Raw genomic sequence first — 26,831 nt, 5'->3', positions numbered from 1 at the left:
ACGACTCCACTTAAGAGTATTTTCTAAAAGTAATGGATTTCCTTCAGATCGAAACACATCATGGACATTTTTTAAGCGACTGGAAGTAAGTAACAAAATTCTGAAAGAATTGCCTCATTAAACAAGTAGTGTATTTAAAGTGTATTATTTATCAATTTGCGCTTAATCAAAAAGTAAGCCATTCACATACTTACTAGATATCTACACTCAACAGTCTCTTGAATCTACCGGATCCATACAAAACGCACATAAAGCATACAGATTAGTCCAAGGGATCAATCACAAGTTAAGTTGCTTCTATAGATATCAGTATCTGTGAACAAGGAAGCAAATAAACAATACAGAAACTGATTATTTTAGTTTGAAACGCCAACAAAAATTCAAGCTGGAAACTATAACGAATATTTCGAGTCTGAATAAAACATTGACGAATAAATACACAATGACTACAAAAGTTGAAGATTACTAAAACACTTCCAACAGATCAAAGGTTATCAGACTATTTTCAGGCAAAACTATAGATTAATTGTCCCGGCTTACCAAACACAACGATGTTATTAAGATTACATAAATTACTTCCCGATGTCTTAGATCATTGAACTTGAAACAACGATTCCTCTTTATCAAGAAAGTACTACACAAATGAACATAGTTGGTTATATACTGCAAATAGTATTATCCATCACTACAAAACGGCTGTAAACATTGAGTACCGAACATAAGCATACCTCTAATCCTGAAGGTGAGCTACAACTAGAACTTTTCAATCTAGGACCAACGTATGAAGAGACTCCGCATAGCATTTACAAAAATGCTCTTGTCAAAGCAACCGAAGACCGTAAAAACAAAAACATTGCCGTACTTGGCCCATACTCTGCTGGAAAAAGTAGTGTTATCGAAGGTTTTATAAAGGAACACAACGGCCGCTGTTTAAGGATCAACATATTTTCAGATGCTCCACACCCCGAACAATCATCTCACCAAATAACAGACCATTCGAAAGTTAACCACATTCAACGAGCAATTCTTAACCATTTAATACTTGCATCTAAACCAGCATCAATAAGAAAAACCAGAATTAAAACAGCCTTTAATACCCCTGATAAGGAACTGATTTTTTGGTTATCTCTCCTATTTTCTTTATTAACCTTTTATAAACTTGTCCCACTTCAAGATTTACTATTAAAGATTGATTTTACAACGATTCAAAGCAAAGTCCTATTATTCACTTTCTTGTTTATAATTGCTATCCTTGCAAGCACCATTATTTTGGGCCGAATTATTTACTTAATAGCAGATAGCTTCCAGCCATCAAATATTTCTTTACCTTTTGCTTCACTAAATGATAGTAAACACTCCACAATATTCGAAGATCATTTTGACGACATCGCAACCATTATCAAAAAGGAGGAAATTGATACCATAATTTTTGAGGATCTGGAACGATTTAATACATGGCAAATATTCGAAGAACTTCGAAATCTAAACAGCATAGTTAACACATATTTTAACGAACACTTATCATTAGTCGACAAAATTTTAATAGCTTCAAAAATCAAAACCACAAATTCTAGTGACAATAAGTCAAAAAATAAAAATATAGTTCGTTTTATATACGTAGCAAACGATCTCGTATTTAAAGACCATGCTTTAAAAGAAGATGACACAGCCTCACCGCACACAAGGTTTTCAACAGGCATAAAAAATGCAACTCTAACCTCCAAATTTTTCGACATTATAATCCCGGTAATACAGCCCAAAGTAAGCAACCAAGCGATAAACACGATCTCTGAACTACTAGTTGAAAATGACGTAGTAGAAAGTAGTTTGATTAACTATATTTCAAACACAATCACAGATTTTAGAGTTCTCAAGAATATTTCTAATCAGTATAAAGTGCTTGCAGAACGCCTTAGCGATCAGTTCAAAGATGACACTCGATCAGAGAAAAAGAACACCGCAATCCTAGGGTTAGTAGTATATAAAATCTTATTTCCAGAAGACTTTTATAAAATTGCAATAGCAGAAAGCGACATTGATGAAATATATAGGTCTTTAGATATCGCCACCGCTGAATTCTATGAGTTCTTAGACATAACAATTAACGATCTGACCCAAACTTATTCGTCGACAATTCCAAGTCTTAACCAATACTTAGAAGAAATAAAAAACGTCAGCACAAGAATCACGTATATTGATCTAACCTCATATCTGCAACAAAAATCACCTTTAAAACTAGGCGATATTCTAAACTCTTTCTTCAGTACAATTATGGTTATTCGTCAGTTTCAAGGAAGTAAATTGTTAGATTCTGAAAACGACAATACTCCTTTTTATTTATTGACTACCCAATTTAGCTCGGAGCCTCGACCCGATAAAACCATACTCAGTTATCTTGTCCAAGATTTAGCAGAGATCAGTTTTACATTTTTTCACGAGGGAGACAAAAAAATACCTAAAGAGATTTCCTTATCAGCACCTAAAGATAGCTCAAAGTTCGATTACGATACCGCAATAACTTGCCTTAACGAGATCAAGAATGCCGCAATATCACTTTCAGAATATTTTGAAACAATTAAAAATAGTTTATCGACAGAGGGGTATTCTACTCTCAGGAAAGCTATAACTAGCGTACATGACCGAATAAATAATAATCAATTTGGAGACATAAATTCTTCAGAAATCAGTTCACAGACCAGCAAGTGGTTATATAAAGAATCTTATCTAGACCTAATAAATCTATCACAGAATTTCCAAGGATCGATAGCATCGATTTTCGTAGAGAACGGGTGGATTCTCGAAAGCTACTACTACATTTTCGATCGACAGCCTGATATTACCGAGCAGGTGGAGCTCAACAGATACCTATCTCGATACATCTACCGTAAAAATAACGGATTCGCCTATCTACTAACTGAAAAATCAATAGAGAAGTTGCTCTTATTATTTAAAGAACAAAGGACTGTTCTGCCTGCACTATTTAATCGATATGTTATTGATTACTTATACAGCAATAGCCTTAAGAAGGCAGACTTAACCCAAACCAGATCAGAGTCTCAATCCGAGAGGAAAATAGACTTAGACTTTCTAGTAAAACAATCCCTCAATACTTCTATGGCTCCTCGAGAAAAAGGATATCTAATCGCAAAATACATTCAGTCTAAATGTGAGAATCAAACCACTCATGACTTAAATCAACACGCAGAAAGCTTTGCACATCTTAGGGATAGATTGAGTGTAAACGACTTTATTGAGATTTATCGTAATTTAAAATCACCAAGCACAAAAACTATCTTAGTGAATTTCTCATCCATTACCCCAGAAGATGTTCAGCTATACGATAGTGACATTGCAAATGAGATGACACAGTACACCTGAGAATCTATTCATAAAGTTAAAGTTAATACATCCTCATATCAGCATCATAGGGTGATTTAGCCCTAACTCTAAGTTACTTACTCACGTCCTAAGAAGAATCGAAAATACGCCTACCGACATGTTCCCCTTTTCCCATTTTCCAATAAAGTTTCAGCGTTTATACATAAAGTCACTTTTACTATCCCGACTTGCAGGCCACCACTAACTGCTGCCCATAACAGTGGGGCTATCACAGAAGCAACCTGACGCTTTTCGTTCTTGCCTGCTGATTTTGCGGTAGCGCAAAGTAGGGCCAAGGAGAGTGCTTCGATGCCTAGGACTTCAGCTTGGTGGTTTAGGCTGGTGGCTTCGGTGGATTCGGCTGGCTTTGCTTTGGTTAGCTTCTTGGCTACCGTGGGCATTGCGGCCATGGCTCCGGTTACCAGCAAGGGCATAATGGCAGCTTGCTTACCGCTCCCCCATTTGGTCGGTTTGCCGGTTAGGCTCCAGTTTGTGGCCACATGATCCATGGTTGCCACCTTCGCTGCGCCCACTACCAACGCGGCACCACCAACGACTGGGGCAATCTTCATCGCGCGACGCAGCCAGTTGGGCACGTACTCGGCAAGGTCAGGCAACGAATCATCAGGACGAATCCAGCCTGCCTTCACGGCTAGTGCAGCCAGGTTAAAATCCCACCCCAAGCCGAGCTTCCGAGGCACCAGCAGGGACGGATTTTCTGGTTCAAAATTGTCCAGGCTGGCATTCAGATCCCCCTCCCACAGGGAAGATACTGGCATCCCAAGAATGCGAAGACGATCGTTTTCGTCACGACCAAACCAGATCATTTTTCTAAACCTTTCGACACGCTAGACCGCGACACCGCGGCCGACAATAAATCCCACTCCGAGCGGAGCAAAGCCAAACGCTCACGCCCCGCAGGCGATAGTTCATAAACCTTTCGCGGAGGACCCACCGGAGACTCCTCCCAAGCCGTTGCCACCAGCGACGACTTACGCAAGCGCGACAACAACGGATACACCGTGCCCGAAGAAACCTCCAAACCAGCCTCCGACTCCAAACGCTCCAACAACTCCCCACCATAAGACGGGCGAGCATCCAGCAGACCCAAAATCACCAGCTCAATCGCACCCTTACGCAACTGCGACTCCGCCATCACAACTCCTTGCCTCACCTAGTAGCTTGTAATACATAGTAGTAGCTTTTCTGGGGATGTCAAGAGGGCCCGGGTTGGGGTGGGGGCTGGGGTGCGGTCGGGCATTTGCGGGTTCGGGGGTGCCCGGCAGGGCAAAACCGAAGCCGCAAGGGCGACAGCCCCCACCCCCTCCCGGGCCCCGTCCTCGGCCAGCAGACACCCACCGATCACGTTAAAGTACGAGCATGGATTCCCCAGTTGCAGCAAGCCAGAAGCCAGCCCGCAAGCCACGCAGCTGGGCATACGTGTTAGGTGGACTCAGCGCTGCACTATTGATAGTTACCGCCGTCATCGGGGTGCTGGTGGCGCAAGATAAGATTTGGATCCACATGATTCCGCGCGGCCAAGTCGTTGCCTCATACGCGGGGACACTGGGCATGAACCACATCGACGTGTACCAGGACGGGAAAAGAGTTTGCGTGGACACGTACTCTCAAAGCGAGTTCGATCGGCCCGAACAGTACTGTTTCCAAGTGGAGACACCGATAACGAAGGATGATATTTCGGTGACTTGGTTGCACTATTTTGGACCTCGGCACACGGTGGAACCACAGTCGAAATATGCCGCGGTAGCTGAGGTCAAGATTAAATCCGGGGATAAAACGGTTTTTGAGAAGCCGATTTCCTTCGTGGAAAAAGGGATAGCTGTGCTGGAAAAGGTGATGAAATCACCCGGATAGATCGTGAAAGCATCAAACGCGAAACTGCCTAGGGATTTCAATTGAAAATGCTGGCATCCATCATTCGACAGATGCCAGCATTGAGCGATGTTTTCCGGTGCTAGTCAAGCTGTTTGGCTAGACAGTAGTCACCCTTAATCCCCTGCAGTTTTGCCCCATCTTTGGTCTTTACCAAAAGAAGTGAGGTATGGCCGTCGCGGTTGAACTTGTACGCTGGATGCGACCAGTCGCTGTCAGGCGCCATTTCGTATTTGCCGTCAGGTGCAGCGAAAGCCAAAATCTCCGGATCGGCTTCTAGCTGGCCATTAGAGGCAAATTTGAACTTCTTGCCATTGAGGTTCGCAGGTTCAAAGCATTCGAAGGTTTTATCCTGCAAAGAACGAGACATAATGTCTTTTTCAGCTTGCTTTTCAGCAGCTTCTTTTTCTCTATTTTCCTTGTCTTTAGCTTGATGTTCGTCGTATTTAGCTTGGCGTTCTTTAGCTTCAGCTAGAATCGCATCCACTTCCTTACCGGTCTGCGCAGCAGCAATCCGGTTAATGTACTCCTGCTTGAACTGGTGCTCGTATGTCATTTGGTTAACCGCTGAAGTAGCGTCAATTCGTTGCTGAGCAACATCCTCACCACATCCAGCCAAGACTAATGAAGCGGTTAAAGCCATAGCAGTTAAAACTCTCAAGTGCTTTTTCATTTTTACTCCTTCGATAAACATTACTGGCGTAATAATATCGCAGTCGGCCGCCCGGCTTGCGGGCCCGGGTTGGGGGTGGGGGCTGGGGTGCGGTCGGGCATTTGCGGGTTCGGGGGTGCCCGGCAGGGCAAAACCGAAGCCGCAAGGGCGACAGCCCCCACCCCCTCCCGGGCCCCGTCCTCGGCCAGCAAACAGCCAGAAAATGGCCGAAAAATGCCCTGCCTGATGATGATTGTTACGCCGGACACCGTCCTCGGCTGGCATAATGTAAGGAGGAAACACGTAACTGTCGGCTCTAGGAGGTGCGTTAGTGCGGACGCAAAAGAGATGGCGAGCTTGGCAGCGGGTGCTGTTGGCGCTGGTGTTGGTTTGTGCGCCGGTGTTGGGGGTGGTGCCCTCGGCACAGGCAATGGATGCGTTGTTGGATTTGAAGATCGGGGTGGAGCTCGACCCGGATGGGAATGCGCATTTCACGGAGCAGTGGACGCATGTGGGTGACGAAAATACCGAGTTTTTTAAGCGCCTTGGTCGTCTTGGTGAGCACATGCAGATCACCAATTTTTCGGTGTCCGAGGGCGATTTCAAGTACCAGTTGAAGCCGGATTGGAATGTGAAGGCTTCTCGGGCGGAGAAGGCCGGCTTGTTTGGCCGGATTGATAAGCGCGATGGTACGACCGAGTTGTGTTGGGGTTTGGGTGATCCTGGGCGCCACGTGTACACGGTGCGCTATACAATCACGAATTTTGTTAATGATTTGACCGATGCGCAGGCGATTAACTGGCAGTTTTTGAATGACCAGTTGAAGCCGGGCCCGGAGGGTTATGAGATTAAGGTGAAGTCGCCTCTGTTTGGGCCGGAGACAGTGACTGATTTACATGCGTATGGGGATCAGCCGATGATGGCTTACTACAATAACGTGTTGACTGTGCGCGGTGAGCAGCAAGTTAGCGGTGACGATTATTTGGTGGTGATGGCGCATTTGCCGGCGGGCACGTTTAATACGAAGACTCACTTGGACAAGTCGTATGCCGAGTTGTTGGAGCAGAACAATACTCGGGGGAAGGCTTTTGATGTGGGTGGCCCGTCGAAGGCTTCGCGGATTTTTTGGGATATTGTTTCTAGCCCGAAGTCGCTTTTTGGGGCCTTGTTTGTCATTTTTTCTGTTGGTATGGTCACTTTTGCGCTTTTCGTTAGCGGGTTTACGTTCATTAGCCGCAATCTGAAGCAGCATCGTTTGCGGCGTAATGCTTTGAAGCAGGTGGATTTGCCGTTTACGGATTATTACCGTCATGAGGCGCCCACAACTTCTGTCCCGGTGATGTGGGAGTTGACGTTGTTGGCTAATGATCGGAAGTTGCGCAAGCTGGTGCGTAGGAATTTTGTGGCGTTCTATTTGATGAAGTGGACGCTTGATGGTGATGTTTTAGCGAATTCGCCGGGGCTGAATGCTGGCTGGCGGGAGACTACGACTTTCCGTTTTTACCCAAACAAGTTGAATAAATTTAGCGGTCACGAGCAGGAGATTTACCAGTTCTTGTTGGAGGCTGCGGGCCCGAATTTGGTGTTGGAGCGTTCGGAGTTGAAGAAGTTTTTGCGCCATAACCGTTTCGAGTGGGGCGAGATTGTGCGCAGTATGGAGCGACTGGGTAAGAGGTGGTCGGATTCGGAGAAACTGACCGAGTCGCAGAAGTTTGGTCGCGACCCCAACGAGTGGGTGGTTCGCTATTTGAGCAAGCGGGGCGCTAGGACGTACCACGAGATGGTGGCTTTTAAGCGCTTCTTGGAGGATTTCACGATTATTGATGAGCGTGAGATTCGTGAGGTTTCGTTGTGGAAAACGTATTTGGTTTATGCGACCGCTTTTGGTTGTGCTGAGCGGGTGCTGGAGCAGTTGCGTCCGGTGATTCCGGATAAGCTTGCTGAGGTGCGGGTGGCTGAGTCGACGATTGGGGCGGCCTCGGGCTGGTCTGACACCTTGTATTTGAGCGAGTTTAGTCGGAGTGACAGCAGCTCCTCGGGCAGTAGTTCTGGCGGTTTCTCTGGTGGCGGCGGAGGCTCGTTCGGTGGTAGCAGTGGAGGTGGTACCCGATGAGTAAACGCAAATATAACCATAAGGGCCAGGAGAAAAAGTCGGGCAGTTCGATGCTTCGGGTGGCTTTGATTGCCATTTTGCTGGCGGTGGGTGTGATTGTTTTTTCGACCCACAAGGATAGCTGGTTTGGCCCCAAGGATAAGGGGATTCAACCACCGATCACGTCTAGTACGGACCCTTTTAGGCAACAGTTTTTGAATGAGTCTTTGGAGAATTTGAGCCAGCAGGAGTTTTATCAGGAAACTTTGCGGATGGCCAAGCTGATTGCTGGTGGCGATTTTAAGACCTTGCAACAGGAATACCTGTTGGAGCCGCAGGAGGCGGAACTGTTGGCGAATGATCCGAGGACCAGGGATTTCTTTTCAGGCTACGACCTGGTGGAGCCATCGGAGAATTCGCCCATTCCGGAGCCTTATAGGATGGACATTCACTCGTATTATGGCAAATATTCTGGTTTGCCTAGGTTCCACAAGACTTTGCACTTTGAGGCTAAGGATATTTCGCGTAAGCCAATGATGGTGACTTTGTCGTTGTTGCGCCAGGGTGGGAAGTGGAAAATTTTGAGCCTTGGCGAGTTGAACAATTTGCGGGTAGTACTCCCCTATCAGGTGCCGAAGGATTTGACCATGCACGTGAGGGCGGGCGATCACGCTTTTAGTTTTCCGGCTTCGAGGGGCATGATTTTGGGTAACTCTCGCAGGCAGTCGGTTACTTTCTGGACTTTGCCGGAAACGTACGATCTTTCGCTTAGCGCGGCTGATGGTCTGGTTGAGGTTCCGGAGACTGGGTCATTTAACTGGTTCGAGAAGACTTTCACTCAGTGGCAGCCGAAGTTGGATTATCGCCCCACCCCCGATTTTATGGACAAGTTCTACGAGTTCATTAACCCGAGGGCGGTCAAGTTCCTAGCAGACAAGTATCAGCGAAGTGGCGTCAAGCTTGTTCCGGTTAAGGCCACTAAGAAGACTTTGCGGATCGAACAGATGTCTCCTCGGGGCGATACCTGGCAGGTGAAAGGCAAGGTGGAAGTGGAAACAAACAGTGGAATCGACTTCTACAATTTTGACGAGCCTTTCCTGCAGATCGACAAGAACGGTGTGCGAGAAGTAAACGGCAAATAGCCGGGCTGGTGCCGTGAGGACGATTCTAGGTGGGAAGGTTTAGTGATGGAGTTTAGGGTCAACTCGAATTTTGGGTTGAATCATGAACCGGGTGATCGGGCCCCGCGCCAGGGTGCGCGAGATGGTGCGGTGATTGAGTATCCGACTGAGCGCGGTCTTGTTCCCACGGAGATTCGAACTATTCCTTTGGAGGGTACGGGCATCAATGTTGGGGCTTTTATGGCTATTACTTCTGGTTGGGTTTTCATTTTCATGTCAGCGTTTGCTTTGCTGATTGCGCTGATTGTGGTGCCCATCGTGTATAGCCTTGCCTCGCCAGACAATTTTTCGGGAAAATCCATGGAGGGCCTGGTGGCAGTCAAGGGGACTATCACTCTTGTGTTTTTTGGTGCGCCTGTGGGGTTGCTCGCCCTCGGCGGCGCTTTGAAGAAGTGGGGAAAGAACTTGTCGCGGCGGGCTCAAGAGCAGTTGCTTCCTTCGTGGGCTCCGATTATGCGGGAGTTTTACGACCTCGATATTTACCAAACGTACACTAGCCCCGCGAGCCTGCAGAAGGTCGAAACACAACTAGCGAAAATAACCAACGAGTTTTCTCCGTTAAGGATGGTGATGGTGCCCCAGGGGAGCCATTTGCAGGTGGATATTGCGTGGGATCAGGGGCCAGAGTGGGCCAGACTGTACCAATACGGTGACGTTGCCGATAACACGATGCTGCATCTGAAGATTTTTCCCGAGGGCGGTTACACCTTTTACGAGTCGCGGGTGCACACTCAACTAACCATTACTCCCGATGGGATTAGTGCAAGAGGGGCAGGTTTTGCTGGGTACACGGCTGCGCAAGGCGAATTTAGTTACACCACGCTCCCCTTTACCTCGCTTGCCCAAATGGACGAGGATCGCATTCAAAATAGTGGTGGTTACGCCAGCTTTGGGCGCGGGGAACAGACTCGGATACCTCTTGCGACGAAAGCTCCTGTTTTCTTGATTCTGCGCACTTTGGGGTACAAGAACAAAAATCGCCTAATCAGCGACCCGTGTATTGAGTTCTGAGGCTCAGAGCCGTTCGAGTGCGGCGGTTAGGACCTGACCGAGGCGACCGTGGATGACTAGGTCGGCTCGGGAGTCCCAGGCGGTTGGTTCCGCATTGATTAGCACCAGCCGATCCCCTTGGTAGTAGCGGAGGAACCCAGCCGCCGGGTACACGTTTAGCGAGGTTCCACCGACAATCACCAAGTCTGCGGCGGCCAGAGCCGTGACGGAGCCTTCGATCATGTTTTCGTCGAGGGCTTCACCGTAAAGCACTACGTCTGGGCGGATCATTTCGCCACACTGCTGACAGTAGGGCACGCCCTCGGCCTGCATCACCTGCTCGAGGGTGGCCTCATGGGCGGCTGGGCCAACGCAATAGTGCCTGGCGGTTGAACCGTGCAATTCGAACACTTTTTGGGTGCCGGCCGCCTGGTGCAAACCGTCAATGTTCTGGGTGACCACGCAAGATAGATGCCCACGATCCACCAGGGTGTTAACAGCCTCGTGTGCGGCGTTGGGTTTTGCCTCGGGGTGTACCAGCTCGTTCTTGTACAGATGGTAAAACTTTTCCGGCTCGTACATTAAGCACTCGTGGCTGAGCAGGTATTCGGGGCTATCGCCCTCACCACGCTGCGCATACAAGCCCGCAGCCGAACGAAAATCAGGGATCCCTGAATCGGTCGAGACTCCCGCGCCGCCAAAAAAGACACCGCGACGGGCCTGGGAAATCCACCCGGCTAACTCATCCAACAAGGCATTCTCATCCATGCCACTAACATAAACCCGCAAAACCAAAGTGCCAAAAGGTGTGGGGATTAGGCAAAGTGATCGGAGACGATTTGGTCTAGTTGGGCGCGGATTTCTTCGAAGGGCAAATTCAAGTCGAGGGTCTTGACGCTGATCTGGTTGCCGCTCATCTGGTAGACGCAGTCGGGCTGGATTTCCTCATCCGTTTTGGCATAAAGCAGCATCCCTGAAACCTGGTGTGGTTGTGAGTTCAAGCTGGCATCCTTGTTCTTCACATAGGTAAAAATCTGGTACAAGTTTGCCGACTTGATTTTGTGCACGTCGTAATTGACGGTTGTGGTGTGCGAATAGTATTTCGCGTCAATGATCAGCACTTCTTCACCACGGCTCAACGTAATGTCGCTGCGCATGATCGGCAGCATGTCCGAGAAACCATCGTCCAGCACCCACCCAATTTGGGAAGCTTCCGCCGTGAGTTCCGGGTGCTCTTGGCGATAGAACTCAAGGATGAATTTTTCATAAAGCCGGCACATGCTGCTCTCATCAAAGAAGCTCATCAAACGAGTCGAACCATCGTCCTCGGTCTGTAACAGGCCCTTAAAAACTAGCCAACAAACCCCAATCAGCATCCGGTATGTTTGGTTGTTGCGATCGTAACGTAAACGCCAGCTCACCTGACGTAAGTCCACCAAACGCACCTCGGCGAAAAACACCATCAGCTTGCGCAAACTCTTCTTGCGCGACTTATCAATGTCAGAACGCAACAACAAGTTTACGGTCGCCTTAATGATCCGGTTCGCGGCCGTATCCACCGAAAAATCGTCGTAGGAGCACACCATTTGGCGGCGTTGAAAAGCCTGCGTTTTCACCGACTCACTGACCTCAATCTTGCCGCGCAAACTCGACAATTGGTCCGTTCGATCCAAATAGTCGCGCCCCAACCCTCGCTTGACTTGCGAACTAATCCCCCGTTCAAGGATTGCCGCCAGTAAGTCGGCCGAATGGTCAAAATCCTCGGTCGCCACCTCACGGTACTTGTCCTCGCGCAACACCGTGAAAGCGTAGGCGAGCATGTAGTAAATGTTTCGAGTTGGAATCAACTCAAAGTCCTCCGCAAACGATCCGACCAGTCGCGCACCTTCGCGGGCTCGTCAAACCAGTACTCTTTAACCAGCGGTAATAGTTCGAACTCCACAATCGCTGACAGGGCACTAGTGTCGCAAGTTTCGCGTTCAAGGTTGCAGAAATAGCTGTGGCCCACGCAGAAGCCCTCCCCTAGGGAATCATCGGCGGCAATTGCCTGGTTCAGCTCGTTCACTTTTTGCAGCAGCAGGTTCAGTTGTTCACTGCCGAGGGCGTCACGGTAGCGACCAAATCCCTCGGTAGCAAAACCGGGAGGTAGCTCAATAAACGCAAAACGACGGCGCAACGCGTAATCCAGCATCGCCAAAGAGCGATCTGCCGTGTTCATCATGCCAATCAAATACACATTCTCTGGCACGTGGAACAACTCTTTCGAATACAACAATTGCAGCTTGTTGCTCTTGCCGCGCTTGTCGTTCTCAATCAACATGAACAGCTCACCGAAAATCTTCGAAAGATTGCCTCGGTTAATCTCGTCAATAATGAAAAAGTAGTCATTCTCCAAGTCGTCAGCAGCGCGCTTACAGAAACTGTAGAAAGCACCCTTTTGTAGTTCAAAGCCACTACCGGCCGGACGGTAGCCCTCAATGAAATCCTCATACGAGTAACTCTGATGGAACTGCACCATCATCACCCGATTGATATCCTTCTCCCCCATCATGGAGTAGGCCAAACGCTTGGCAATGAAAGTCTTTCCCACCCCGGGGGCACCCTGCAGAATAATGTTTTTCTTCGTGCGTAAGGCTTGCACCATCGACTCATACTGCCCCTCGGTCACAAACACCTCAGACAGAAAATCAGCGCGCCCATAAGCCGGGTACTGTTTCTCCAAAGACTCAGCCTCGAAATCCTCCACCACATCATCAGACTGGGCGTAAAACTCTTCCAAGTTCGTCAGCAACACCTGGTCGTCGGTAATTTCCGTGAAAGTTTTATTGGGCAACCCACTAACTGGTGTGAAAATCTCTCTAGATTTCCAATCCACTTGACGCATATATGGGAAGTTAGCCTTTTCCTCAAAACGATAGTTTTCGGCTACAATCCCCCAACCGATAATTTTATTCGGACCCTCTTTAATATAAACGGCATCACCAATCTGTACTTCAGATACAAACTGCCACATCGCTAAAGAGACATTCTTCTGCTGGCTTTCATCAGAAATAGATTCCTTTAAAACCTCACGGATCTCATCGCGTGATTCGAAATCAGCTAAGTCCCCAATCGAAGGATAGCCTAAAATCATCACTCCACGATCAAACAAATCATCCGTAACAGAGGCGAACTTACTCGGAGAAATTAACCAGAACCGCTGACGGGAAACGTCACCATCTCCCAATGAATTTTTAGCTTTCTCCTTTTCCTTGGCCTTACGTTCATCCTCTTCCTTGTTAACACGCTCAGATTCAAGCCAAGCCTCATAGCTCAACTCCGGTAAAGAAGCGGCCGGACAATTAGACGTTCCCAACTGCCCTATAACCGTGTCACAAATCTGCAAATACTCTTCGCCGGTTGGAACGTGCGAAGTATTTTTCCTTGGTACGACAGAGGCACAAACCTCTCCAGCCAAAGCCTCAGTACCCAGATACCAACGATTACGACCATCTAAGCTAAGAAAACGGTTCGGGCGAGTCCAGTAAAAACCAAAGGTAATATTCCAGCGAATATTGAACTGTTCACTCAGATTTTCATATGCAGCGACGAATAATTTCCTATTTTCTTCATTTTCATTGTCTGCCAAGCGCACCGATGCCTCAAAAACATCCCAAAGATTATCTATATCTTTATCAGTTCTCCTAGCATTCCATCGGAATGCATAAAAAGTAGCATTTTGATTATTGAGTATTGGAACTCCATTAAATGACGAAACTGGTCTTGAATTCAAACCCAACTTAGAGTTCAGATAATCGACGATTTTTTTACGAGTAGAGTCACGAATACCTTTATTAAACAAGCCATAAACGGTGTAAGGATCAATGTCAGTCGGCACGCCTTCAGCTTCCAGCTTCGGGAACTTCTCACCGATCGCTTCGTACATCTCCTGAATCAACGCAATTAGTTCGGGACGCCGATGCTTGTATTCCAACAGCTTGTCCGCAAACTTCGTGTAGAAGTCAATCCAGTCGTACTCTTCACTCATCATTGTCCCCGATTCGTCATCGACAAACTGCCACCGTTAGCAGTCATCTGGCTACCCAGACATTATTCCACGAGGACGAACCACTTGTGGGGGCGGGTGGGGTGCTCGGGGTGCGGACGGGCATTGGTGGGGTCGCGATCAGCGCGAACCCACCAGGGCGGGAGCAACCCACCCGCCCCCACACCACACGCCCTCGGTCGGTAATATAAGGGAAAGTGAGCAGCCAGAAGATAGCGGGAGGTGCATGTTGAGAGAGCGATGGCAAAACGATAAGCAGTTCCGCACCGCTGTGACAGTCGGGTACGTGATCGTGGCGGTTCTGGCTTTCTTGTTCTGGTTGCGATACAGCTACAACAGCACCTTTGGCCTGATAGGGGTTTGGGTGCAGCTCGGTTTGATGTTTGCGCAAATTGTGGTTGCTTCCGCCCTAGTAGTTTTAAGTTTCTCTTTGACGAGGACGAAACGGGATTCAACCAGTTCACCGACTCAGATTCCTGAGCCGCGGAATGTAAAAATGTTTAAGAGCGGCCTGACCTTGTTGGTGCTGATTTATTTGTTGGTTTCGGCGGTGCCGCAAGGCTTTAATGCGGTTCTTGATTTGACGGGCGGGACCGTCACCAAGAATTTTTCGTTCGTGGAACGGGCGCCCTACAAGATTCGGACGCGTTTTGGCCACTACCGGGATGGTGAGCGCGTCACCTTGCAGAGTTCCGATGGGCAAAAGTTGCAGGTTTGGTTTGTGGTGCGCGATGGGGTGCACAAGTACCAGAGTTTGGATCAGCTGCACGATGCGCCAGTTGAGTTCTATCCGAACACGGGCGTCTTGGCCCTGCAGCCACGCTAGCGCAACGCCTCTCCCCCACGTTTGCTGTCGTCTGCTCTGCCCACGAGGACGAACCCCTTGTGGGTGCGGGTGGGGTGCTCGGGGTGCGGACGGGCATTGGTGGGGTCGCGAGCAGTGCGAACCCACCAGGGCGGGAGCAACCCACCCGCCCCCACACCACTCGCCCTCGGCCACCCCAAACCTAGTGTGACACCACGTTGCGACATTAATAAAGCGGCTCGGCAACTTTTGCGCAGGTCACTATTTCGTTTTATTTTGCGCTGAAAAAAGAGTAAAATAGACGAATCTCTACCCATAGAAAGGACTTGGGTGGTGTGAATTCGTGCCGGATCAATGATGACTCGGCTGTAGCACAAGGAGAATGTATGTCACTGAAGCGTTTTGGCGTTGTGACAGCGACCGCGGCCCTGGTGGCTTCGGGTCTTGGCGGGGTTTCTTTATCCCCTTCGGCCCAGGCTGATCCGGGCGATTTGTCGGCCTCTGGTAGCAACGGAGTGAATGAGGCGGTTCCAGCTGCAAGTTCGGATGCGGACGATGAGGAGCTGGATGTTCCGGAGGACAATGGGGAGGGCTTGAATGCTGTTATCCCGACTCCGCAATCTATGAATCTTGATGGGGGCACGGCTTGTGTGACCCGCCCTGATGGCAAATTGATTTTGCGTGGTGGCGATGAGCGTCGGACGGCTGATGCGAAGACTTTGGCGGCGCAGTTGAAGGCGGCGACTGGTCACGAGTACCAGGTGGCTGCCGAGGGTTCGCCTCGTAAGGGCGATATTGTGCTGGAGACCGGCCAGGTTTCAAGCGCCCCTGAGGGGAAGCAGGCTGATGCTTACCAGTTGAATTGTGCGAAGGGTGTCATCACTTTGAAGGCACCCGAGGCCCGCGGCTTGTACTATGCGGGCCAGACCATGTTGCAGGCTTTGCGTTCGGGTCATTTGGTGCAGTCTGGCGAGGTGGCCGACTGGTCGGATTACCCGGTTCGTTCTTTGCATGTGGATGCGGCCCGTAAGTATTTCCCGAAGGATTGGTTCCTGAAGGAAATTGATCGCATGTCTTCGTTGAAGATTAACCAGTTGCAGTGGCATTTTTCAGAAAATGAGGGTTTCCGCCTGGAGTCAAAGAAGCACCCGAATTTGATGAGCCCGGAGTTTATTACTCAGGATGAGGCGAAGGAGATCGTGGCTTACGCGAAGTCCCGCCATGTTGAGGTGGTTCCCGCGTTCGACATGCCGGGTCACTTGCAGTGGATTTTGAAGAGTAAGCCTGAGTTCCGTGCGTCCGAGGACGAGTACGCGCAGAAGATGATCGACTACTCGAATCCTGAGGCGGTTAACTTCCTGAAGGGTTTGGTTGACGAGTTTGCCCCAATCTTTGCGGGTCAGACCACCACTTGGATGATTGGTGGCGACGAAGTTTTCCCGATGGATTGGATTCCGAACCGTTTGGCCAGCAAGCTCCCGAAGCTTAAGAAGTATGCCGAGGATCAGGTGGGTGCGGGCGCCCAGGTGATGGACGGTTACATGCACTTCTTGAAGGAAATGGACAAGTATGTGAAGGCGAAGGGCTACACGACTAGCCGCGTTTGGTCTGACTTGTTGTACACCTCGGAGATGGAATCGATCCCGGGTGACGTGCAGGTGGGCTACTGGACGCAGTGGTCTTGGAAGATGCCTTCGACTGAGAAACTGGTCCAGCATGGTCACAAGTTGTTGAACGTTTCGGATAAGTACTTCTACTATGTGCTCCCGGCTTGCCCGACTTGTGCGTACCACGATCACGCTGACGCTCCGAAGATTTTGTCCGAGTACAATCCTCGGATTTTCCCGGAAAAGCGCACGCGTGAGGTGGAACCAGATCACGTCCTCGGTTCGTCTTACGCCATTTGGTGCGATAAGCCGGATTTGAAAACGGCCGACTTTATTGGTGACGATTCCCTGCCCATGTTGGCGGCGATGAGTCAGAAGACTTGGAAGCCTTCCCAGAAGGTTTCGGCGGCCGATTTTGTGCGCCGTGTGAAGGCGAACGACAAGGCCATGTTTAGCCCGGTTCCGGTGGTGCCACCGGCTTTCCGTTGGAACAACCAGGTTAACACTACCCCTGAGCCGGGCGAGGTCGGTGCGAAGGATTCGCTCTCGTACCGTTACGTTTTGGAGAACACTGGCCGTAAGCAGTTGAACCCGACCGCGAAGGTGGTGGCCGAGGGGCTGCCAATGTCGTGGGCGGACGCGAAGGCCGAATTGACTATGCCTGAACCACCACAGCCACCGAACTTGGCTTTGGAACGTCCGGTCACGGTTTCGGGGCATGAGGTTCGTAATCGTTTCCCGAAGGAAAAGGCTACCGATGGCATTACAGAGCCCGCAGATTTGCGCGAGGATCGTTGGTCTTCGAACGAGTCCGATAATGCTTGGATTTATGTGGATTTGGGCGAGGATAAGACTCTCGATAAGGTAAAGATTTACTGGGAGAATGCTTGTGCGGCCCGCTACAAGATTCAGGTTTCGCGCGACGCGGAGCATTGGACCGACGCCACCGAAGAACTTACTGCCACGAACTGCCCGAAGGTGGATACGGTGAAGTTGAACGCTGAAGGCAAGTGGCGTTATGTGAAGATGCAGGGCTTGAAGCGTACCGCTGCGGCCAATGGCAACTTCTACGGCATGTCCTTGTACGAGTTCGAGGTGTACCCGCCCGCTAAGGTGGTTCCGACCCCTGAGGTTCCGGCTGTGAAGGTGGAGGGCAATGCTTTGACTTGGACCGGTGTGGTTCCTGCGGGCGCCACCCTTACCTTGAGTGGCAAGGCGAAGTTGAACGCTTCCCCTGCCGGTGGCGAACTGGCCATTAAGACCGTTTCATCCTCGGCCAAGCTGGAAAACTTCACCGACGCGAAGACTTTCACGGTTGCTGAGCAGCCCTTCGACGATACCGAGTTGGCTAAGGAATTGGAGGCTGCCAAGGCCGCCAAGGCTAAGGCCGAGGACGCCAAGCAGGCTGCCGAAAAGGCTGCCGAGGACGCCAAGGCGGGCAAGGCTCCCGCCGACGAGGCCGACGGTGCTGCCGACCAGGATTTGCAGGCCTCCAAGGACGAGCTGATGACTGCCGGTGAGAAGGCCGCTGCCGAAGCCAAGGCCGTAACCAACGCGAAGGAATCAGCCCAGAAGGTGAAGGAACTAGCCCAGGCTGCCAAGGCCGCTTTGAACGAGGTCGAGAAGCAGGCCGAGGCCGCCAAGCAGGCTGGGGCTGAAGCTGAAAAGGCTGCCGGGGTTGCCCGCGAAGCCGAAAAGGCGATTGCTCCGGCCGAGCAGGCCCTGGCTGATGCCAAGCAGGCTTTGACTGACGCGAAGGCTCTGACCGACGTGCACCCGCGCGAGAAGGCACTAAAGGTTCAGATTGCGACCGAGAAGGTGGCCGAGACCGAAGCCAAACTGGCCGAGGCGAAGGCCAAGTCGGCTGAGGCTGACACCAAGTTGGCGATCGCCCAGACGAAGGCTAATGCCGCCGCGAAGCAGACCGAGGCTGCCCAGACGCGCGCCAAGGTGGCCAACACTCGCCTCGAGATGATGGCTTTGCGTAACAGTGCTTTGCAGGCGGAAGAAAAGGCTGTGAAGGGCGAGAAGGACCTAGCTGACGCGAAGGAAAAGAACCAGGAGCTCGCCTCCCAGCTTGAAAAGGCCCAGCAGGGTCAGCAGGTGGCCGAGGACGAGGCCACGAAGGCTAAGGCCGACGCTGCTAAGAAGACCGAGGAGCTGGCTTCCGCTAAGGCTGATCTGGTCAAGGCTAAGGAGCAGGTAACTGACGCTAACCGCAAGGCTGCGGAGGCTAAGAACCAGGCGGACGCTGCCGAGGCTAAGGCTGAGGCTGCTAAGGCCGAAGCACAGGCCGCAAACGGTAAGCTCCAGGAGGCCACTGCCCGCGCCGAGGCGGCCGAAAAGAAGGCTGCTGAAGCTTACGAGCAGGCCAAGGCCGCTGGTAAGAGCGAAGCTGAAGCCCGCGCCGCTGAGAAGGCTGCTAAGGCCGAGGCCGAACAGGCTCGCCAGGCCGAACAGGCTGCCAAGGCCGACGCCCAGAAGGCTCGTGAAGCCGAACAGGCTGCGCGCGACGAAGCCACCCAAGCCCGCAGCGCTGAACAAGCTGCCAAGGCTGACGCCAACAAGGCTCGCGCCCAGGCACAGCAGGCTCAGGCCAAGGCTTCTAGCGCCGAGGCTCGCGCCAACTTGGCCGAGAAGAAACTGACCAAGGCTAATGCGGACTTGCGCGCCTCCCAGAAGGAAGTCAAGGAATTGAAGGAAAAGCTCGGGCAGAAGCCACCGGTTGCCACCCCCGAACCGCCCTCGACTGGCACCCCTGAGGAACCATCGCCAGCCACTCCTGAGGTACCATCGCCTGCCACCCCGGAAGCTCCCGTGGTGGACTACCAGGTGACCTTGAAGACCTTGTCCGATCAGGTCAATACCGAGTTCAAGGACATGCCGCATGGCACCCAGTTCGCTGGCGAGGTTAAGTGGTTGCGCCATAAGGGCATCACCACCGGTTGGCCGGATGGCACTTTCCGCCCGTTGGCTCCGATGACTCGCGCCGCCATGATCACCTTCATTTACCGTCTGGAGGGTCAGCCTGAGGTGAAGGTCCCGAAGTCGAATGTCTTCAAGGATGTTCCGGCCAGCTACTACTTCTCTAAGGAGATTGCTTGGGCGAAGGCTAAGGGCATCACCACCGGTTGGGCCGACGGCACCTTCCATCCGGAAGAGTCCGTTTCCCGCGAAGCGATCGCTGCTTTCCTCCACCGCTACTGCGAGAATGGTGGCAAGTGCCATCCTGACTTGCGTGCCGCCTCGCTTGATCGGGTGAAGGCTCAGCCTCGTTTCAAGGATGTGCCAGCGAAGTCCTTGTTCGCTAAGGACATCAACTGGTTGGCAAAGGCTCGTGTCACCACCGGTTGGCCAGACGGTACTTTCCGTCCCCACCAGCCAGTCCAGCGTGACGCTATGGCCGCTTTCTTCTACCGTCTAACCCACAACACGGTTGACCCCATCAAGAAGTAAGCGCCAGCGCTGAAATCAGGTTTGTGCCCCCGCCAGCAGGTTTGGCGGGGGCACCCCTATGCCCGAAAGCGCGCCGATAGCATCTGGTTGCTAGGGCTCTTCCCTATTCCACCCCGGCTGTCCGCACGCGTAGGCGAGGCCTCGACCTCTTCCCTGCCCGAGAGTTCAAACCGCTCCCCCTCAGCATCCTAGTGCTCGCCCACCGAGAGTTCAAACCGCTCCCCCTGAGCGTACTGGGACTCGTCCACCGAGGGTCCGAACCGCTCCCCCTGAGCGTCCTAGTGCTCGCCCACCGAGGGCGCCCTCGGCCTCGACCCGTGCCTAAAAAAGACTTTCGCCCACCTTCCCGGTTTCCCGGTCGGGTGGGCGAAAGCTGGTTTATCAGCAGAGGCTATTAGCAGCCTTCAGCTTTGGTGTTGTACATGAGGCGGTAGATGAACGCGATCATTGCTTCGCGGCTCACCGGCTCTAGTGGACGGTAGGTGCCATCTGGCCAACCGGTGGCCACACCTGCCGCGTAGATCCACTTCATGGCGTCCTCGTGGAGCATGCCCTCAGGAACGTCAACGAATGGGTCGTTGATCTTGTCAAGCGAGAGGGTTTCTGGGGCAACTGCCGGGGAAACCTTTTCTGGGAAGGCCTTGACGAAGCGTTCGAGGAACGCAGCCATGGCGTCGCGCTTGACGAGGTCGAATGGACGGTAGGTACCGTCGGCCCAACCGGTGGATAGGCCGCTTTCCTTCATCCAGGAGATTTCGCGAGCGAACAAGGTACGGTCGTTGACGTCCTTGAACTGGTCGTTCTTCACCTTGATTTCTGGCTTGCCAGCCAAACGGTAGAGGAAGGCAGCCATGTCGGCGCGGGTGGTGCCGATGAGCGGACGGAAGGTGTTATCGGCCCAACCGGTGGTGACGCCTTCACCGCGTGCCCAGTAGATTTCTGGGGCGAACCAGCGGTTGGTAGGAACGTCCTTGAACAACTTTGGATCCTCAAGGGCAGCGCGAGCGACCTTGCGTGGGACACACTGGCCGATTGGCTGATCTTCTGGGGTTTCCGCGGTTGGTTCAACCGATGGTTCGACGCTTGCTTCTGGGGTTGGCTCTGGGGTGGTGGCTGGGACGAACTGGTTCTTCAATTCGAAGGGGTTCTTGTCGTACAAGCCTAGAGCGTTAGCCACCAAGAAGTGGGTGTCGGTCTGGTCAAGCTGACCAACTACGTTCTGGGCGCCAGGACCTTCAGCAGCGATGCGGAGCTGAGTACCAGTGTGGTTCTGCTGTCCCCATGCGATCTTCGGGTCGTTGGACTTGGCGGTAGCGTAGTTGATCATCATTTCGGAGCCGTCGGCGGTAGCCAACTTGGCGACGATACCGGAGCTGATTGGTGCCTTTTCATTCTGGGTTGGAATGATCTGCGAGGTGTGTGCGTGGTCGGCGGTGGCGATAATCAAGGTTGGTTCGCCAGTTTCCTTGACCCAGTCGCGTGCCACCTGGATGGCTGCGTCGAGGTCGTCAGTTTCGCCGATCTGGCCACAGATGTCAGCCTGGTGGTCAGCCTTGTCAATCGACGCAGCTTCAACCTGGAGGAAGAAGCCCTTGTCGTTACGCAAGAGTTCTAGTGCCTTGCGGGTCATCTGGGCTGCGTCTGGCACGCCCTGGCCGCGCTCTGGGTTCTGCTCACAGGTCTTGGCTTCCTTCGAAGCACCGTCGACCGTGGCGTAGAACTTCTGGTACTTACGTGGCAAGTTGCCGTCGGAGAACAAACCGAGGACTGGGGTGGCCTGGTCGGCAACCTTCACCTTGGCGAGTTCTGCTGCGTTGGTTACGACCTGGAAGCCGTTAGCCTTAGCGTTGTCGAGGACGGAGGTGCCAGCGGTCCAGGTGTGGTCTGCCCACTTACCCGAAACCTGTACGAGCTGGTTGAAGGCCTTAGCGCCACCACCGAGGGTGACGTCGGCGCGGGTGTCAACCAACTGTTCCGAAATCGAACCGAAGCCGCCGTTCTGACGCCACTGCGAAGCGAACTTTTCACCCTGGCAGGAAACCGAGTTCTTGGCTTCTTCAGGGCCGTAGCACTTACGGTTGAGGGCGTGTGCACCCTGGACAGCCGGGGTGGCGTCCTGGATTTCAGCGGTGGTAACGTTACCGGTCTTCAAACCCTTGGCCTTAGCCAATTCGATCAAGTTAGCCACTGGCTTGCCATTGTTGTCAACGCTGATACCACCGTTGTAGGTCTTGGTACCGGTGGCCCAAGCGGTGCCCGAAGCGGCCGAGTCGGTGACGTAGTCTGGCAAACCAGTCTTCTTGTTGAGCGAGTAGTGGGTGTAGTTACCGGTGTAAGGCAATGCGTCCAAACCTGGGAGGCGACCGGAGGCGCCGTAGAGGTAGTTACGAGCGATGGTGATTTCACTGTCGCCCATGCCGTCACCAATGAAGAGGATGACGTTCTTAGCCTTGTCGGCTACACGCTTCTGGCCATCCTTGCCGTACTGAGCACACTGGCCAGGGGCTGGGGCGGAAACCTTGCCGTCCTTGTTCACCAAGTAGCAGGTGGCGGCAGCGTTCTGAGCGGCCACTGGAGCAGCTAGGTTACCGTCCACATTGCCCTTGCCGGCATCAGGGTTGAGGCCTAGAGCGTTAGCAATGGTGTAGTGCAAGTCGGTCTGGTCGGTCTGGCCGAGGACGTTCTCGGAGCCTGGGCCGTAACCGGCTACGCGCAACTGGGCGCCGGTGTGGGTGGTCGAACCGGTTCCGCCGGTGATGAGGCTGGCGGGGATAGTACCGTAAGCCACGGTCATGGCAGCACCGTCAGCGGTGAGCAAGCGGGTGGCTGGGGAAACCAATGGGTTCGAATCGTAAACGATCTGGGCGGTGTGCGAGTGGTCGGCGGTAACGATCACCATGGTGTTGCCGTCCTTCTTAGCGAAGTCGAGGGCCAACTTGGTGACGTCGTCGAGACGCTCGGTTTCACCGATCATGCCACAGGCGTCAGAAGCGTGGTTACGCTTATCAATCGAGGCGGATTCAATCTGGAGGAAGAAGCCCTTGTCGCTGGTCTTGTCATCCAACAGTTCGATCGCCTTCGAGGCCATCAATGGCAGTTCTGGTTCGGTGCCTAGATCCTGCTTTTCACAACGCTTGGCCTCTTTGAGGTGAGCGTCGAGAGTAGCCTTGGAGGAAGCGAAGCGGGTCTTCATGTTCTTTTCGGAGAACAAGCCCAAAACTGGCTGCTTCTGGTCAGCCTTCTTAATCTTCTTTAGTTCCTCAGCGGTGGTGACAACCTGGAAGCCATTGTCCTTAGCGTTGTCGAGGACGGACTTACCCTTGACCCACTTGGTGGTGTTTGGTAGGTATGGGTTCTTGCCTTCGCCATCAGCCTGAACCATCTGCTTGAAGGGCTTCATACCGCCACCGAGGGTGACGTCTGGGCGGGTGTCAATCAACTGTTCGGAGATTGAACCGAGGCCGCCCTGTTCGCGGTACTGGTTGTACTTGTTACAAACCGATGGGTTCTTGACTGGGTCTGGGCCGTAGCACTTGCGGTAGACGTTGTGGGCAATCTGGGCTGCCGGAGTGGCGTCCTGGATTTCCGAGGTGGTGACGTTACCGGTGCGCATGCCAGCCAACTTGGCCTTTTCAATCAAGTTTTCGACTGGGTTGAATTCGAGGTCAACCGAAATCGCGCCATTGTAGGTCTTGGTACCGGTCGACCAAGCGGTGGCCGAGGCGGCGGAGTCGGTCACGTAGTTGACCTTACCGGTTAGGTCCACCGAGTGGTGGGTGTACATACCGGTGTTTGGAAGTTCGTCAATGCCTTCAAAGCGGCTACCGGCACCCTTGAGGTAGTTACGGGCGGCGGTGATTTCTTGCTGGCCCATGCCGTCACCAATAATCAAAATGACGTTCTTGGCCCGTGCATTGGTTCGGCCTTGACCCGCTTTACCGAACTGGGCACATTCACCCGGTTTCAAAGCGTGGACATTTCCGTCCTTGTCAAGTGCTTGACATGCCTTCGGCCCATTGTATTTATGCATCGTGGGGTCGAAAGCAGAGGCAAGGCTTGGCGCCAAGATTAGAGCGGTGGTAGCGGTGGCAGCCACAACTCCTGCTAGACGCCGTTGCTTACTTGGCAGATTACTCATCTGATTTCCTCCAAGCGGATAACCAAGGCAGTACACAGACTGCCACTTACAGGGCTAACCTAGACCGCAAAAGTTAACAGCAGTAAAACTCCAAGAAGCACTTAGGTAACTAAGTTGAAACTTTTACACCCCCAATAGACCACTATTGCGACCTACCCCACACTTGTTGATTTTGTTCAATTTTTAAGGAAAAATGTAAAGTTCCTCGTTGCTTTTTTGTAACCTTGACAATAGTGTTTGTTAACCAATTGCGCCTAAGATGGCTTCAACTCAATGCGTTTTGCTTGAAGGAGGAGTTTTGCTCAAACCCGAGTTAAAACCGCAGGCGAAATACCCCGTAGCCCCGGTTAAATCAGATCATCACGATCAGCACCAGTCACCCGATAACCACCACGATCATCCTCATTTCGAGGGCGATGTCCGTTGGTCCGAAGCTACCGCCGGAGCGATTGTGGCTGCGGTTGGGGTGACCTTAACTTACTTAGCGTTAACCGGAAAGATTAATAAGTATCTCCTTCCCGCTTTTAAGAATTGGATCTTATTGTGCGGGCTGATCCTGCTAGCCTTCGCGATTTGGACCTTGTGGTTGGCTTTGCGCCCTCGCCTCGGCCAGCAAAAAACTGCCAGCGCTGGAACCCACGATACGGGCGAGCACTTCCACCCTTATTCCAAGGCTGCTGCGCTAATGCTTGTGCCAGTAATGATTGTGGCCCTTTCCTTGCCGGCTCCACTAGGCGCCTTTATGACCAGTAAAGTTGCCACCGCGCAATCGCGTGCCGCCGCTGACAAGCCGAGGGCGCGCACCGCCCTGATCCCCGGCCAGCAGGTGCCTGGTCCAATCCCAGATGACGACAAGCCAGACTTTGCTGCCGCCCAAAATGACGTCCCCCAGTTCTTGCCCTTCCCCGAACTGAAAGATGGGGCAGTTAACGCTCTGCCACTCGATGAACTCACCGACCGCGTAAGCGATGGGGATCCCAAACAACTGACTGACAAAACTGTGCAGGTTGTTGGCTTTGTCAGCCCCATCGACCAAGATACTTTCCCTGGCCAGAAAGGCTGGATGCTCTCGCGCTACAAGATTTACTGCTGCGCTGCTGACGGCGTGATCTACAGCGCCATCATCCCCGATGGGCAAATGCCAAAGACCAATACTTGGGTTGAAGTGACCGGTACGGTCGACCTCGGCGCTTCCAAAGAAGGCATGCCCGTTTTGAAAGTAACTAAGGTGAAAGAAATCCCTGAACCTAAGGAGCCTTACCTGTGAGCACCACCAGTTCTTTGCCTCGGCCAGCCCTAAAAAATAGCGCCAAGGCCGCCAAACAGTCGGCCCCTCACACCGAGCACCACACACACGACCACACTCACCAGCAGACGCACGAGCACGCTCACCCCACCGCCAAAAAGCCCCTAGTTCCTGCTTGGGCGATGGTTTTGAGCATTGTCGGTTCGGTCCTGATTCTCTTGACCTTGCAGGCGGCTCAAGGAGTTTTGCTTCCTACCGGTGGTCGCCTCGAAGCATGGCAGGCGGTGGTAGTTTCAATCGTCTTCCAAGCAACCCCATTCTTGGTCTTGGGTACTTTGATTTCCGGTGCACTTACCGCTCTTTTACCGGGCAATATTTTGGGCCGTTTCGCTCCCAAGAATCCGCTTTTGTCGGTGCCAGCCGCTGCGGGCGCTTCCATGTTCCTGCCGGCTTGTGAATGCGCCTCGGTGCCAGTCGCCCAGTCCTTGATGCGTCGCGGTGTTCCTACTGCAGCCGCATTGACCTTCCTCCTCGCCTCCCCCGCGATTAACCCAGTCGTCTTGGTTTCTACTGCCGTTGCCTTCAACGGTAATCCAATGATGGTTTGGGCTCGTTTTGGCGCTTCTTTGGTGGCCGCGGTCCTCACTGGCTGGTTCTGGCTGGCTTTTGGCCCTGGCGACTTGTTAAAACTCAAGAAGGGTCACTCACATGACCATCAGCAGAAAATGGAAGCTTTCCGCTCCACTGTCATGCACGACTTTTTGCAAGCTGGTGGCTTCCTAGTTTTGGGTGCCATGATTGCCGCCGCTATTAAGGTCACGATTTCGCGCCACACCTTTGATGCCATCGCCTCTTATCCTGGTGCGATTATCGCGCTGATGGCATTGATGGCGATCGTCATGTCGCTTTGTTCCGAGGCCGACGCATTCGTTGCCGCTGCTTTCACCACGGTTTCGCCGGTGGGCCAGCTGGTCTTCATGGTGGTTGGTCCCATGATCGACATCAAGCTTTTCGCCATGCAGTCCGGCGCTTTCGGATGGAAGTTTGCCGCCCGCTTCATGAGCCTCACTTTGGTGATGTGTATTCTTGCCGCCACCAGCGTGGGCTGGCTCTTCTTCGGCTAACGCCAAGCTGGGAGCGACGCCCTCGGCAAACGTGCCCGCGATTAAACAGCCCTTGATGAGATGTTCCTCGGATAAAACGGCCTCGGCGAGAGAGCTAAACCTGCGGAACTAGTTTTCGATACGTTAGACGTGATAACTAAATAGTCTTACTTGCGGACAGAAACACAAAATCCGGGGTGGAACAGTACAGTTGTTCCACCCCGGATTTTCTCTCCTCTGTGTTT

The 26,831-nt window shown here is 52.2% G+C and carries 18 protein-coding genes; 9 read left to right on the top strand and 9 right to left on the bottom strand.

Annotated features, from left to right (window positions below):
• Positions 1 to 705: 705 nt before the first annotated feature.
• Positions 706 to 3,378: a YobI family P-loop NTPase gene (locus BK816_RS01610; protein WP_071163619.1), complete on the top strand. Its 2,673-nt coding sequence runs from the start codon at positions 706 to 708 to the stop codon at positions 3,376 to 3,378.
• A 110-nt stretch (positions 3,379 to 3,488) separates the two neighbouring features.
• Here BK816_RS01610 and BK816_RS01605 read toward each other — a convergent pair whose 3' ends face one another.
• Both BK816_RS01605 and BK816_RS01600 read right to left on the bottom strand, forming a co-directional pair.
• Positions 3,489 to 4,205, bottom strand: coding sequence for a DUF5808 domain-containing protein (locus BK816_RS01605; protein WP_071163618.1), 717 nt, complete (start codon positions 4,203 to 4,205; stop codon positions 3,489 to 3,491).
• Positions 4,202 to 4,534 (bottom strand): PadR family transcriptional regulator, encoded by a 333-nt coding sequence (locus BK816_RS01600; RefSeq protein ID WP_071163617.1) that lies wholly within the window; start codon positions 4,532 to 4,534, stop codon positions 4,202 to 4,204. Before BK816_RS01600 ends, BK816_RS01605 begins: the two co-directional genes overlap by 4 nt.
• Before the next feature lie 224 nt (positions 4,535 to 4,758).
• Here BK816_RS01600 and BK816_RS01595 point away from each other — a divergent pair, with 224 nt between their 5' ends.
• Entirely contained in the window at positions 4,759 to 5,253 is a 495-nt protein-coding gene (locus BK816_RS01595; protein WP_071163616.1) for a hypothetical protein, read from the top strand.
• Between the two features lie 100 nt (positions 5,254 to 5,353).
• On the opposite strand, the gene BK816_RS01590 is transcribed toward BK816_RS01595, so the two are convergent.
• Together BK816_RS01590 and BK816_RS09270 are read right to left on the bottom strand one after the other, a co-directional pair.
• A complete protein-coding gene (locus tag BK816_RS01590) occupies positions 5,354 to 5,944 on the bottom strand; it encodes a hypothetical protein (RefSeq protein WP_071163615.1) in 591 nt (196 codons plus the stop codon).
• A gap of 20 nt (positions 5,945 to 5,964) precedes the next feature.
• Positions 5,965 to 6,192, bottom strand: a complete 228-nt coding sequence (locus BK816_RS09270) for a hypothetical protein (protein ID WP_156981969.1) — start codon at positions 6,190 to 6,192, stop codon at positions 5,965 to 5,967.
• Between the two features lie 62 nt (positions 6,193 to 6,254).
• Between BK816_RS09270 and BK816_RS01585 the strand changes: the two genes are divergently transcribed.
• From BK816_RS01585 to BK816_RS01575, 3 genes are read left to right on the top strand one after another with little or no spacing between them, the layout of a single operon-like run.
• Complete coding sequence (locus BK816_RS01585; RefSeq protein WP_071163614.1) at positions 6,255 to 8,036, top strand: DUF2207 family protein; 1,782 nt, start codon at positions 6,255 to 6,257, stop codon at positions 8,034 to 8,036.
• Positions 8,033 to 9,157 (top strand): hypothetical protein, encoded by a 1,125-nt coding sequence (locus BK816_RS01580; RefSeq protein ID WP_071163613.1) that lies wholly within the window; start codon positions 8,033 to 8,035, stop codon positions 9,155 to 9,157. The genes BK816_RS01585 and BK816_RS01580 overlap by 4 nt, the downstream gene beginning before the upstream one ends.
• A 42-nt stretch (positions 9,158 to 9,199) precedes the next feature.
• Positions 9,200 to 10,207 carry a hypothetical protein gene (locus BK816_RS01575; protein ID WP_156981968.1) on the top strand — a complete coding sequence of 336 codons (1,008 nt, stop codon included), beginning with the start codon at positions 9,200 to 9,202 and terminating at the stop codon, positions 10,205 to 10,207.
• A gap of 3 nt (positions 10,208 to 10,210) precedes the next feature.
• Here BK816_RS01575 and BK816_RS01570 read toward each other — a convergent pair whose 3' ends face one another.
• From BK816_RS01570 to BK816_RS01560, 3 genes are read right to left on the bottom strand one after another with little or no spacing between them, the layout of a single operon-like run.
• A complete protein-coding gene (locus BK816_RS01570; RefSeq protein ID WP_071163611.1) occupies positions 10,211 to 10,954 on the bottom strand; it encodes an NAD-dependent protein deacylase in 744 nt (247 codons plus the stop codon).
• Between the two features lie 47 nt (positions 10,955 to 11,001).
• Positions 11,002 to 12,033, bottom strand: coding sequence for a 5-methylcytosine-specific restriction endonuclease system specificity protein McrC (mcrC, locus tag BK816_RS01565; RefSeq protein ID WP_071163610.1), 1,032 nt, complete (start codon positions 12,031 to 12,033; stop codon positions 11,002 to 11,004).
• Positions 12,030 to 14,216 (bottom strand): AAA family ATPase, encoded by a 2,187-nt coding sequence (locus BK816_RS01560; protein WP_071163609.1) that lies wholly within the window; start codon positions 14,214 to 14,216, stop codon positions 12,030 to 12,032. The genes mcrC and BK816_RS01560 overlap by 4 nt, the downstream gene beginning before the upstream one ends.
• Before the next feature lie 241 nt (positions 14,217 to 14,457).
• Between BK816_RS01560 and BK816_RS01555 the strand changes: the two genes are divergently transcribed.
• Positions 14,458 to 15,057: a hypothetical protein gene (locus tag BK816_RS01555; RefSeq protein WP_071163608.1), complete on the top strand. Its 600-nt coding sequence runs from the start codon at positions 14,458 to 14,460 to the stop codon at positions 15,055 to 15,057.
• Here BK816_RS01555 and BK816_RS09265 read toward each other — a convergent pair.
• On the bottom strand, positions 15,054 to 15,263 hold the full coding sequence (locus tag BK816_RS09265; protein WP_156981967.1) for a hypothetical protein: 210 nt from the start codon (positions 15,261 to 15,263) through the stop codon (positions 15,054 to 15,056). The genes BK816_RS01555 and BK816_RS09265 overlap by 4 nt on opposite strands.
• A gap of 159 nt (positions 15,264 to 15,422) precedes the next feature.
• Between BK816_RS09265 and BK816_RS01550 the strand changes: the two genes are divergently transcribed.
• Positions 15,423 to 20,099, top strand: a complete 4,677-nt coding sequence (locus BK816_RS01550) for a family 20 glycosylhydrolase (RefSeq protein ID WP_071163607.1) — start codon at positions 15,423 to 15,425, stop codon at positions 20,097 to 20,099.
• Between the two features lie 394 nt (positions 20,100 to 20,493).
• Here the strand turns inward: BK816_RS01550 and phoA are convergent, their stop codons facing one another.
• Positions 20,494 to 24,237: an alkaline phosphatase gene (phoA, locus tag BK816_RS01545; protein WP_071163606.1), complete on the bottom strand. Its 3,744-nt coding sequence runs from the start codon at positions 24,235 to 24,237 to the stop codon at positions 20,494 to 20,496.
• Between the two features lie 298 nt (positions 24,238 to 24,535).
• Here phoA and BK816_RS01540 point away from each other — a divergent pair, with 298 nt between their 5' ends.
• Together BK816_RS01540 and BK816_RS01535 are read left to right on the top strand one after the other, a co-directional pair.
• Positions 24,536 to 25,504 carry a TIGR03943 family putative permease subunit gene (locus BK816_RS01540; protein ID WP_071163605.1) on the top strand — a complete coding sequence of 323 codons (969 nt, stop codon included), beginning with the start codon at positions 24,536 to 24,538 and terminating at the stop codon, positions 25,502 to 25,504.
• Positions 25,501 to 26,607 (top strand): permease, encoded by a 1,107-nt coding sequence (locus BK816_RS01535; protein WP_204377197.1) that lies wholly within the window; start codon positions 25,501 to 25,503, stop codon positions 26,605 to 26,607. The genes BK816_RS01540 and BK816_RS01535 overlap by 4 nt, the downstream gene beginning before the upstream one ends.
• Positions 26,608 to 26,831: the final 224 nt, after the last annotated feature.

The organism is Boudabousia tangfeifanii, assembly GCF_001856685.1.
Classification (GTDB): Bacteria; Actinomycetota; Actinomycetes; order Actinomycetales; family Actinomycetaceae; genus Boudabousia; species Boudabousia tangfeifanii.
The sequence above is the reverse complement of the archived record's forward strand: the minus strand, read 5'-3'. Positions and strand labels throughout refer to the sequence as shown.